This is a genomic window from Mesonia profundi, assembly GCF_031085155.1.
Classification (GTDB): domain Bacteria; phylum Bacteroidota; class Bacteroidia; order Flavobacteriales; family Flavobacteriaceae; genus Mesonia; species Mesonia profundi.
Genome location: NZ_JAVHUL010000022.1, coordinates 40,267 through 51,382, shown reverse-complemented (window position 1 = coordinate 51,382; position 11,116 = coordinate 40,267). Strand labels below are relative to the sequence as shown.

10 protein-coding genes and 1 riboswitch are annotated in these 11,116 nt (G+C 36.2%); of the genes, 6 read left to right on the top strand and 4 right to left on the bottom strand.

Features of this window, described 5'->3' with window-relative positions; genetic code table 11:
* Window positions 1-76: 76 nt before the first annotated feature.
* Genes RBU60_RS09370 through RBU60_RS09355 form a run of 4 tightly spaced genes read right to left on the bottom strand, consistent with a single transcriptional unit; the run spans window position 77 to window position 5,287 of the window.
* Window positions 77-1,066 carry a T9SS type A sorting domain-containing protein gene (locus RBU60_RS09370; RefSeq protein ID WP_308864625.1) on the bottom strand — a complete coding sequence of 330 codons (990 nt, stop codon included), beginning with the start codon at window positions 1,064-1,066 and terminating at the stop codon, window positions 77-79.
* A complete protein-coding gene (locus RBU60_RS09365) occupies window positions 1,066-2,355 on the bottom strand; it encodes a T9SS type A sorting domain-containing protein (RefSeq protein WP_308864624.1) in 1,290 nt (429 codons plus the stop codon). The genes RBU60_RS09370 and RBU60_RS09365 overlap by 1 nt, the downstream gene beginning before the upstream one ends.
* 21 nt (window positions 2,356-2,376) lie before the next feature.
* Complete coding sequence (locus RBU60_RS09360; RefSeq protein WP_308864623.1) at window positions 2,377-3,453, bottom strand: YncE family protein; 1,077 nt, start codon at window positions 3,451-3,453, stop codon at window positions 2,377-2,379.
* Between the two features lies 1 nt (window position 3,454).
* Window positions 3,455-5,287 (bottom strand): TonB-dependent receptor plug domain-containing protein, encoded by a 1,833-nt coding sequence (locus RBU60_RS09355; protein WP_308864622.1) that lies wholly within the window; start codon window positions 5,285-5,287, stop codon window positions 3,455-3,457.
* Window positions 5,288-5,319: 32 nt separating this feature from the next.
* Window positions 5,320-5,530: riboswitch (cobalamin riboswitch) on the bottom strand.
* Window positions 5,531-5,595: 65 nt separating this feature from the next.
* Here RBU60_RS09355 and RBU60_RS09350 point away from each other — a divergent pair.
* From RBU60_RS09350 to RBU60_RS09325, 6 genes are all read left to right on the top strand, one after another.
* A complete protein-coding gene (locus tag RBU60_RS09350; RefSeq protein ID WP_308864621.1) occupies window positions 5,596-6,738 on the top strand; it encodes an ABC transporter substrate-binding protein in 1,143 nt (380 codons plus the stop codon).
* Between the two features lies 1 nt (window position 6,739).
* Entirely contained in the window at window positions 6,740-7,762 is a 1,023-nt protein-coding gene (locus RBU60_RS09345; RefSeq protein WP_308864619.1) for an iron ABC transporter permease, read from the top strand.
* Window positions 7,763-7,764: 2 nt separating this feature from the next.
* Window positions 7,765-8,547 carry an ABC transporter ATP-binding protein gene (locus RBU60_RS09340; RefSeq protein ID WP_308864618.1) on the top strand — a complete coding sequence of 261 codons (783 nt, stop codon included), beginning with the start codon at window positions 7,765-7,767 and terminating at the stop codon, window positions 8,545-8,547.
* 57 nt (window positions 8,548-8,604) lie between these two features.
* Window positions 8,605-9,981: a DNA recombination protein RmuC gene (gene rmuC / locus RBU60_RS09335; RefSeq protein WP_308864617.1), complete on the top strand. Its 1,377-nt coding sequence runs from the start codon at window positions 8,605-8,607 to the stop codon at window positions 9,979-9,981.
* A 9-nt stretch (window positions 9,982-9,990) separates the two neighbouring features.
* Window positions 9,991-10,356 (top strand): 6-phosphogluconate dehydrogenase, encoded by a 366-nt coding sequence (locus RBU60_RS09330; protein WP_308864616.1) that lies wholly within the window; start codon window positions 9,991-9,993, stop codon window positions 10,354-10,356.
* A gap of 152 nt (window positions 10,357-10,508) precedes the next feature.
* Window positions 10,509-11,051 (top strand): acyl-CoA thioesterase, encoded by a 543-nt coding sequence (locus RBU60_RS09325; protein ID WP_308864615.1) that lies wholly within the window; start codon window positions 10,509-10,511, stop codon window positions 11,049-11,051.
* Window positions 11,052-11,116 lie beyond the last annotated feature (65 nt).

The window sequence follows — 11,116 nt, the reverse complement described above, 5'->3', positions numbered from 1 at the left end:
CAATGAAGTCATTGTTCAGCTTTAAATATTAAATTTAATCCTTTATTAATCTGTATCGATTATTTAGGACTAGACATTATTTTTTTATAATTTTAAATAATGAGTTTTTTTCTTCGGAATTAATTTTAACCAGATACATTCCTTTAGGTAAGCTTGAAATATCTAATCGCTCAGCTTCATATAAGTTCACATATTTCTTCACTAATTTTCCTGATGTGGAATAGATTTCAACCTTATCCACACCACCTCTACTTTTTACTTTTATAAAGCCTGAAGTAGGATTAGGGTATACCGAAATATAATGCTTTTCTATTAGATCAACATTTAGTTCTTGCTCATGGATCACTCCTATGCCATCCAAATCAAAACCACTAGAATAAAAAGGTGTAGGAAAAGGATCGTTAATTATATTTCCTTGGGCATCATAGCTGGCATAATCTGGATTAATGCTTCCTACCACATCAATAATCTTCACGTGAGTTATGTTGTTTTTATCTAATAAGGAGTTATCAGCTACCTCATCCAAATCAAAAGGCGTCCCAAAAAGACCTTCATACTTACCTGCCAAATTATTAATGTAGCTTGCATCTATATCTCCAAAACCGCCAACTTGAGTTTGGGATTGAGTTTCGCTATGAGAAGGAAAACGGAAATAATTAACCCCATCTGAACTTACTTCTACAAATGCCAATTCTAAAAAAGTATTACTAAAGGAGTTTTCAAAAACTGCAAAGTCGTAACCGCCAGCATTGGCTATAGGATTCTCAAAAGTTAAAATTGCTTCTCCTGCGTCTCCCAAACTCACCGCAGAATTTGTAGCTACGCCTATAGCATTACTAGCCTCTCCATAAGATGCATAACTGCTCCCTTGGTCTTCGGCAGTTGGATCATCTATATTTATATATCCTCTTTCTATTTCAACTCCTGTCGCCCAATTTATAAAAAGCTCACTGTCTGCAGCTATTGCTGTAGATCCTGTTTCACCAGCTGGCGGAGCGTAAGATTGACTTAGTACCGTTGCAGAAGCCAGAAGAAATGCGAAAATCGATAAATTCTTTACTACCATTACTTAATAATTAATTTTAAGGTTTGTTGTGTATTTTCTTGCTGAACACGCACTAAATAAACCCCAGTGGAAAGTGTATTTACAGAAATCCCGTTATTGGTGTAGGTTGCTTTTTTAACTAACTTAGCATTTAAGTTATAAATACTAACTTCTGCTGCTTGTTGCGTAGTTAGGAATAATTTATCTGCCGTTGGGTTAGGGTAGATTGCCAATTGAAGTTCTTCTTGCGTTTGTTCTACAGATAAGTCTTCGGCTTCATATTTATAAATTCCATTAGGGATAAGTCCTACTGTATAACTTTCTTGCAAACCTCCTGTAGCATCATATGTATATACAATTCCGTCACTAACATAATCTACTACATCTGCTAAATAGAAAACACCATCTATAAATGAAAATCCATAAGCTATTTGTACATTAGCTGTAGTAATAAATGCGGTTGTTGGTAATGAAGTAGTGCTAAAGTCAAATTCAAAAATATTAGTGTCTTCAACATAATAAGCTACGCCGTCTTCCACTTCTAAAAAATCTGGATGTTGTCCTATCTCAAATTCAAATTCTTCCACTGCAGAGTAATCATTCAAATCAATTCTAAACAATTTAGCAATGCTTTCCTCACCTGTCCAGTTAGGTTTTCCTCCGCAAAGTACATATAGATAATCCTCATCTACTTCTAAAGAATTAGGGATATCTGCCAAAGTAATTTCAGAAACACTATAATCGGTTAAGTCTATGACAGAAACTGTATTTCCGTAGCCATAACCTCCTTGATGACCTACAAATAGCTTACTCCCTTTTTTTATAATTTCCTCAGGACCTTCTGCCACTGCGATATTATTTACCACTGTATAAGTTTCTAGATTTATCACAGCTATAAAATCATCGGCAGTATTCACTGGATCTCCCCAATTGGTCACATAAGCAAGTCCGTTATCAAACTCTATATAACGAGGGTTGTCCAAACCTTCTGTAACCGTAGCCACGTGCGAAAAAGAAACTCTATCTACAATGTGAACTTCACTACTTCCGTTAGAAACAATATAAGCTTCATCGCCTTCAAAACCCATTCCCTGAGCTATTTGTCCTATATTTAATCCTGAATTTTCGTTTACAAAAATACCATTAGATAAGGTATTGGTATCGTCTAAGAAAGAAACTGAAGCTGTATTGGTTCCAGCCATTCCTTCATTTAAAATAAAAACGCCGTCATCATACGTGTTTTGTGCAAAATTATATTGCGAAATTAATCCCAATATACATACAATTAAAAATGTGTAATTCTTTGTCATGATTGTCTTGTTTTAAAAATATTAATTGTTAAAATAAAATCCGTTAGGTACGAGTTGCACGGAGTAATTATTGATTAATTCTCCGTCTAGGGAATATGTGAAAATTTCTCCGTTAGAGCTGTAGTCCTCAGCATCAGCGATGTAAATCACATCGTTATGAATTGTAAAGCCGTATAGTACTGAAATATCTTGTGCTTGCGTTGAAAATAAAGCTGAAGTAGGCAAACTAAAAGTAGCCAAGTCAACTTCAAAAACATCTCTTTCAACTACATAGTGCAAAGTATTGTTGTTTTCTTCTAAAAATCCTGGATGAGTTCCTACAGGAAATTGAAGCTCCTCTTCTACCATTTGTGAGGCTAGATTAATTTTAAAAAGGCTTGCATTGGTTTCCTCTCCAGTCCAATTTGCTTTTCCAGAGCATAACACATATAAAAAATCGCCTTTTACGACTAAACCATCGGGCACATCATTTACCTCTATAGAAGTCTGCAAGGAATTTGTCGCAGTATTGATCACAGAAATGGTATTACCGTAGCCCCAACCTCCTTTATGAGCCACGTAAATCTTTCCGTTTTTCTTGACTAGCTTCTCTGGTCCTTCTGCCACCTCTATTTTTTGGACCACTTCGTAATTTTCTAAATTGATAACCGCTATATAATCATCGGTAATATCTGCAGGATCTCCCCAATTGGTGACGTAAGCAAAGTTGTCATCAAAAATAATATATCGAGGATTCAAGATTCCCTCTTCTAAGGTAGTGACAGATTCCATCGTATATCGGTTTACCACTTCAATGGTGTTAGAGTTATTAATGAGTATATAGGCAAGGTCCTCATGAAACCCCATACTTTGAGCTACGTCTCCCAAGTTCCTATTATTTTCAGCAGAAAATACAGCGTTGTAAACCGTTCCCTCTTCACTTATAAAAGAAAGTGACGCATTGCTATAAGTGAAACCTCCCTCATTGAGCACAAAAAAACCATTAGTATATTCTCCTTCTGGTAAAGTAGGGTTTTCAATTGTTTCATCATCTTTAGAACAACTGCTTAGAAAGACAGCTATAAGAAGTAAAAGCCAAACATTACTATTTTTTTTCATCTTAAAAGTTTAAATTTAGATATGCATTAAAATTTCTGCCAGGCATAGGCCTATTAAGGACACTTGCATAAGATGCGCCCCAAAGATTTAAAAGTTGTACCCCAACCTCATAATTTTTATTTTTCCCTAAAGCATATTCCATACCTAGGTTAGCCACCATATAATTATCAAGAATATGTTCTGGAGCATTATCTGTGGTGGTATAAACTTCTCCGTTATTTAAGTACTGATAATAAGCCGAGAAATTTTTAATAGCATAAGAAAGTGAAGCCGTTAATTTATGATAAGGCACGTAAATTAACTGATTTTGGGTGGCTTGATTTTCTGAAACCGTATAAGCATAAGTTCCATCTAAGGCGAACTTATGCGCTCCTATCTCTTCTTGAAAGTGAAACATCGTTTCTAGTCCGTAGATTTCTACACGCTCTGTATTTTGAGGACGCCAAACTCCGGAAACGTCCGGAACCCAACTCAGTAAATTTTCTACGGAATTATAATAGACCGTAAACTGAAACGTATTTTTCCAAAATTTAAATAGATTAGAAATTTCTCCTTGGTAAGACAATTCTGGACTAAGCTCTGTATTCCCCACTCCTTGCCAATACAAATCGTTATACGTAGGGATTCTAAAACTTTTGGAAGTGTTGATCTTTAAGTGATAAAAATCGGTAAATTGAGTGCCGATTCCTGCGGAATATAAAAAGGGATTTTCATAATCTTCGTTTAATTCCTGCCGAAGACTTACTTCATATAAAACCTTATCGCTAATTTGATGTTTAATTCCTAAAATTACCGATCCTAGGTTTCTAATTTCTTGAGAAATATCTGATCCCTCACCGTCATTCCGAGTATAATTCAATTTCCCCTGAAGCGCTATTTTTTTGGTCAATCTATAATTCAGGTTATATTTTACAAATAAACTTTCCACATTTCCGTAGGTGAAAAAATCATTATTTACATTAGGGTAATATTCGTAATCTTCTGTAATGTATGCAAGTTTGGCGCTGGAGCTAATTCGTTTATAATTTCTACCCCATTCTAATAAACTCCGCGTATTGAAATCGTAATATTTTGTAGCCAAGGCATTGGGGGTGGGCAAGGAAAAATTTCTCTTTCCGTCGTAGATATTGGAAAAAAGACGAATCTCATCAAAACGGGATAATTTAATTCCACCTGAAAGAGCGATATTCGTATTATGATAGTTTCCGTTTTTATTCTTTCTTTCGGTACCTAAATACGGATAATCGTTATCTGAGCCATTTCTTGAATAGCCTAAAGAAAAAGAAGTGTTTTTTTCTGAATAAGCAGTTTTATAATTAACTCCGTAAGTATTAAAGCTGCCGTAATTCAAGAACACTGAATTTCGAAAACCTTTATGATATTCTAATATATTTTCTAGATAAATACTTCCGCCAATCGCATTGCTACCATCTTCTACTCCGCTACCACCAGGTTTAACGACAATCTGGTCAAAGCCACGAGTATTAATGGTGTTAAAATCGGTTTGTCCCGTCGTTTGAGAATTAATGTTGATCCCATTCCAAAGCACCGCAGTTTGTGAAGCAGTCGTTCCCCTAAATGAAGGAGAAGAAACCATCCCTGCACCATTTTCTTTAAAATAAACGTTAGAATTAAAATTGAGTAGATTGGTTAACGAAGCTTGATTTCTTTTTAAAACACTATCATTAAGCACCGTATAATTTCTGGTATAAGAAGAGTCTTTTAGACGAATATCTTGTAGCAAGACTTCTCCCAAAACGTTAATCGTATCGTTTTGAGCCGCTCCTTGTAAGAAACAAAGAATACCTAAAAGAGTAAGAATAAAGTACTTCATACACGCCCGACCCTTTACCCGAAAGTCTCAGTTTTTTGATTAAAATATTGGCAGGTCTCCTGGCTTGCGTCTTTTGATTATCCTTCCCATTTTTTTACAAACAGTGGATTGAAGTGTACCAAAAGCATCTCTCTACAGAGACTAAGCGTACAGTTGCGGGAACAGCTTCCGAATTTAACGGAATTCCCTTTTAATAAACAGCTGATTGACTATGACTGTTTAACCAATTTGGGGGCAAAAGTAAACATTTTACTCACTTTGAGCATCAGAAAATGAAATAATCTTACTTTTGTTGAAAATTGCACATCGTGAAAAATATACTCTTCATTTTAAGTTTGCTTATTATCGTCTCTTGCAAAGAACAAGAGCAAGGAAAGAAGGAAACGAAAAAAATCGCTTCGCAAGGAAAAGAGGTGGCTATTGACTATGCCAACGGATTCTCTATCACCAATTATGGAGATTATAAAATTATAAAAGTGAACAGTCCCTGGCCCAAAGCCGAAGAAGAATTCACTTACGTCTTGGCAGAAAAAGGAGTTGAGCTTCCAGCAGATTTAAGTTTTAATCAACGCGTGACTATTCCCGTAGAGAAAATGGTGGTGACTTCCACCACACATATTCCTTCTTTAGAAAGTTTAGGCGTTCAAAATACCTTGGTTGGTTTTCCCAATACCAAATATGTTTCCTCCAAAAAGACAAGAGCCTTAATCGATGAGGGAAAAGTAAAAGAATTAGGAAAAAATGAAGCAATCAATACTGAAGTCTTACTAGATATTCAACCCGATGTAGTGATTGGATTTGCGATGGAAAGTGGAAATAAAACGTTTAATATCATTCAGAAAAACGAAATCCCAGTAATTTATAATGGCGATTGGGTAGAAGCTGATCCTTTAGGTAAAGCAGAATGGATTAAATTCTTTGGTGCCTTTTATAACAAAGAAGACTTAGCTTCAAGTATTTTTAAAGAAATTGAAACTTCGTACAACGAAGCAAAAAAAATAGCAGCAAACACCAAGCAACAGCCAAGTGTTCTTTGTGGCTCTATGTACAAAGATGTATGGTATTTGCCTTATGGCGATTCTTGGCAAGCAAAATTTATTAAAGATGCTCACGCGAAATATATCTATAGCGATACTAAGGGCAGCGGAAGTATCTCTATGGCTTTTGAAAGTGTCTTAGAAAATGCTCAAAATGCAGATTTTTGGATTGCGCCGGGGTCTTTTACTGCCTATGAAACGATGACAAATGCAAGCGAGCATTATGACAAGTTTAAGGCTTTCCAAAAGAAAGAAATTTATTCTTATGCAGGAGTTTTAGGAGAAACAGGAGGTGCTTTATATTATGAACTTGCTCCCAACAGACCAGATCTTGTGTTAAAAGATTTGATTAAAATATTTCATCCAGACGTGTTACCCAATTATGAAACTACTTTTTTTAAACCTCTAGATTAATTTGAAAAACCTAGCTACTTATTTTTGGATTGGGATTCTTGTTTTGATTCTTTCTATCATTCTAAATATTAGTTTAGGTTCGGTTTCTATTCCGTTAGACGAAGTTTTAAAATCAATTTTTCATTTAGATGTCACCAAAGAAAGTTGGCAAATCATCGTCGTTGATTATCGCTTGCCTAAAGCTTTTACCGCTATTTTGGTGGGTTCTGGATTAGCACTAAGCGGCTTGTTAATGCAAACGCTATTTAGAAATCCATTGGCAGGACCTTATGTGTTGGGTTTAAGTAGTGGTGCTAGTTTAGGCGTAGCATTAGTACTTATGGGAAGTAGTCTTTTTGGCGGAGTCGCAGCTGGATTATTTCTTTCTAAATGGACCTTAGTAATTGCTTCCAGCTTAGGAAGTTTCTTGGTGTTGCTGGCGATTCTTGGCGCTTCTTTTAGAATAAAAGACACTATGGCTTTATTGATTATTGGGTTGATGTTTGCTAGTTTAACCGCTGCCGTCGTGAGTGTACTCTCCTATTTTAGTTCCTCGCAACAGCTCCAACAATACGTTTTTTGGTCGTTTGGAAGCTTGGGTAATCTCTCTTGGGTAGAAGTAGGAATTTTATTCCTTTTTTGGCTTAGCGGAATTATTCTCAGCATCTTTTGTATAAAAAACCTTAACGCTCTGTTATTAGGAGAACACTATGCGAAAAGTTTAGGTACGCATCTAAGACGGAATCGCTTTTTAGTTATTTTGGCTACCAGTTTAATCGCCGGAAGCATTACAGCCTTTGCAGGTCCCATTGCATTTATAGGATTAGCCGTTCCGCATTTAGTGCGTCAAATAATTCCTAGCAGCAACCACTTAATTTTAGTGCCCGCAGTATTGATTGGCGGTGCCATTTTAATGCTCCTTTGTGACAGCATTGCACAACTGCCGGGTAGCGGACTCACCCTTCCCATCAATGCCATCACTTCTCTAATTGGCGCGCCCGTAGTAATTTGGCTCTTGGTAAGAAAAAAGAAACTCCTGTTTTAAGTATGGAAAAGCAAGCTTCTACTTCCATTTTATCTACGCGTAACTTAACTATAGGTTACGACGATAAGTTGGTAGCAAAAAATATAGAGATCAACATCCACCCAGGAGAATTGATTGCAGTGATTGGCGTGAATGGATCGGGGAAATCTACCTTGTTAAAAACCATCACCAAAGAATTGGATGCTATCTCTGGAGAAGTCTTTTTGGAAGATCTTTCTTTAGAAAAAATTTCAGCAAAAGAAATTTCAGAAATCATAAGCATCGTTCTTACCGAGACGCATTTTTCAAAAAACCTAAGCGTAAAAGAATTGGTGACCTTGGGAAGACATCCTTACACCAACTGGTTAGGAGTTTTAAGCAAGATAGATAAAGACGCTATTCAGCAAGCCATAGATTTAATAGATCTTCAAGATTTAGCAGATAGAAAATGTAGCAGTTTAAGTGACGGACAGTTGCAAAAAGTGATGCTTGGCAGAGCACTTGCCCAAGATACCCCGCTTATTATTTTAGACGAACCTACCACCCATCTAGATTTGTATCACAAAGCATTCGTTCTCAAATTGCTTCAAAAGCTGTCCAAAACCACTCAAAAAGCCATTGTTTTTGCCACTCATGAAATCGATTTAGCCTTGCAATTGTGTGATCAGATTATATTGGTAAATGGCGGAAAAGTCATTCAGCTAACGCCAGAGAATCTCATTAAAGAAAAGCACTTAGAGCATCTTTTTCCTAGCGATCTTATTCAGTTTGATGCGGTAAGCAAAAGCTTCAAAATTAAGAGTTAAGTTTTTTAACTTAGAGAAGCTTATCCGTATATTTGGAGGATTTATTACTAGAATCCCATGCAAGAATCTCATCTTCTTATCATTGCCGGACTTTTTATTTTTCTTAGCGGAATTATATTAGGGGTCTTGGTGAAGCATCTAAAAAGTAGCGGCAAGACGAAAGAGTTAGAAAGTTTCGGCAAGCAAAAAGAACTTGAAATGAATGCTTTAAAAGAGCAACAGCAAAAATCTGAAACTTATTTTTTAGCGCTTAAAGCGGAAATGCAGCAGGAAATTAAAGCAATCGGAAGAGATCGCGAGGAGATTAGAAGTGAAAAAGATTTCTTTAAAAATGAGCTAACGCGGAAGAATGTAGAGTTTGAAAACTTAAAGCAGCGAAGTGAAGAGCAAAAAAATGAAGTAGAACAACTGCAAGAAAAATTTCAAAAGGAATTTGAGAACTTGGCCAATAAAATTCTAGAGCAGAAATCAGAGAAGTTTACACTTCAGAATAAAGAGAATATTCAAAATATTTTAAATCCGCTGCAAGAAAAAATTAAGGTTTTTGAAGAAAAAGTAGACCGAAATAGCGAAAACTCGTTAAGAAGACACGCCGAATTAGGAAAACAACTCGAATTTCTTAACGAACAAAATTTGAAGATTAGTGAAGAAGCTACCAACCTCACCAAAGCTTTAAAAGGAGACACTAAAATGCAGGGGAATTGGGGCGAAATGATTTTAGAAAGAGTCATGGAGCGCAGCGGACTTCAAAAAGACAGCGAGTATTTTGTGCAGCAAAGCTTTACCACCGAAGAAGGAAAACGCGTCATGCCCGATGTGGTGATCAAATTACCAGGAGAAAAGAAAATGATTATTGATGCCAAGGTTTCTCTCAATGCTTACGAGCGCTATATGAACGAAGAGGACGAGACTCAAAAGCCTATGCACTTAAAGAATCATTTGATTTCGGTAAAAAAGCGAGTGGACGAGTTGAGTAAAAAGAACTACCATCAGCTTTACCAAATGGAAAGTCCAGATTTTGTATTGCTTTTTATTCCCATTGAAGCGGCTTTTGCCATTGCTTCTAATGAATACCCTCAATTATACAACGATGCTTTTGATAAAAACATTATTATCGTTACGCCTACCACCTTACTTGCGGTTTTAAAAACCATTGATAGTATGTGGCAAAATGAAAAGCAAAAACAAAATGCGATTGAAATTGCTACCCAGGCAGGTGCATTGTACGATTCTTTTACTAACTTAACCGAGGAGTTATTAAAGTTAGGCCGGCAAATAGGAACGGTACAAGGCAGTTACGACACCGCTATGAAAAAGCTTACGGGAAAAGGAAACTTGATTCGTCGCGTAGAAAAACTCAAAAAACTTGGTGCAAAAGCCAGTAAACAAATAGATCAAAAATTAGTCAACCTTACAGAAGGAGACGACTCCTAATACAAAAAGATGAAAAAAACACTTATTTATATATTGCTAGGTATAGCCTTAGTCGCTATCGCTTTTTATTCCTTTATCTATTTTGTGCCCTATAGTGAAGGGACACGAGCAGGAGAACTTATCAAATTTAGTAATCGTGGCGTAGTGGTAAAAACTTGGGAAGGTGAGATTAGTCAAGGAATTAGTGGCGCTCAAATTTTTAGTTTTTCGGTCTTAGACCAAGAAGGAGAGGTGATCGAGAAGCTTAATACGTATCAAGGAGAATATATAGAAGTCACTTATGTAGAAAGGTATGGAACTTTCATTTTTTGGGGTGACACCAAACATTTTATCACCGGAGTAGAACTTTCTCATTCTCCACATTTTAGAAGATAGAACTAAGCGATAATCCAATCGAATTAATTAACAAAAAATAATGCGCAAGGGATTGCAGCGGTATCCTTTTTTATAATTCTGCGATAGCAGAACTATAGAAAAGATATAGCGTAAAGCCCGACCCGTTAGGGATGCGCCCAAATGAAACAATTATGAGTATAGAATTTAGAAATGTGGAAGAATCTCAAATCGTGATGTGCGAATTAATGCTTCCCTCCCACTCTAATTTTAATGGGAAAATTCATGGAGGTCATATTTTGTCACTGCTAGATCAAATCGCTTTTGCTTGCGCTTCTAAACATAGCCGAGCGTATTGCGTGACCGCCAGTGTAGATACGGTAGATTTTTTAAATCCCATAGAAATTGGCGAATTAGTGACAATGAGAGCATCTGTGAATTATGTAGGAAATTCGTCGATGGTAGTTGGGATTAGAGTGGAAGCCGAAGACATACAAACAGGTGAGGTGAAGCATTGTAATTCTTCTTACATTACCATGGTGGCCAAAGATGACCATGGTAATACAGTGAAGGTTCCTGGACTTATTCTGGATAATGAAAACGAAATACGACGCTTCTTAAAATGTTTAAAACGTATTAAGATGAAAGGACACAGGCATCAAGAATTTAATGAAACTGATTTTTCGTCCAAAAATTATTTAGATGAACTACAAAAATACCGAGTAATACTCCCTTAAAAGTTAAACCTCTATAAAAATATGGGTTTGCAATCGTACTTTTGTTATATTAAAAAAAATAACAA

Bases quoted from the DNA above. Each gene is read 5' to 3' on its own strand.
- RBU60_RS09370 (WP_308864625.1), bottom strand. From the start codon at position 1,066: ATGGTAGTAAAGAATTTATCGATTTTCGCATTTCTTCTGGCTTCTGCA.
- RBU60_RS09365 (WP_308864624.1), bottom strand. From the start codon at position 2,355: ATGACAAAGAATTACACATTTTTAATTGTATGTATATTGGGATTAATT.
- RBU60_RS09360 (WP_308864623.1), bottom strand. From the start codon at position 3,453: ATGAAAAAAAATAGTAATGTTTGGCTTTTACTTCTTATAGCTGTCTTT.
- RBU60_RS09355 (WP_308864622.1), bottom strand. From the start codon at position 5,287: ATGAAGTACTTTATTCTTACTCTTTTAGGTATTCTTTGTTTCTTACAA.
- RBU60_RS09340 (WP_308864618.1), top strand. From the start codon at position 7,765: ATGGAAAAGCAAGCTTCTACTTCCATTTTATCTACGCGTAACTTAACT.
- rmuC (WP_308864617.1), top strand. From the start codon at position 8,605: ATGCAAGAATCTCATCTTCTTATCATTGCCGGACTTTTTATTTTTCTT.
- RBU60_RS09330 (WP_308864616.1), top strand. From the start codon at position 9,991: ATGAAAAAAACACTTATTTATATATTGCTAGGTATAGCCTTAGTCGCT.
- RBU60_RS09325 (WP_308864615.1), top strand. From the start codon at position 10,509: ATGAGTATAGAATTTAGAAATGTGGAAGAATCTCAAATCGTGATGTGC.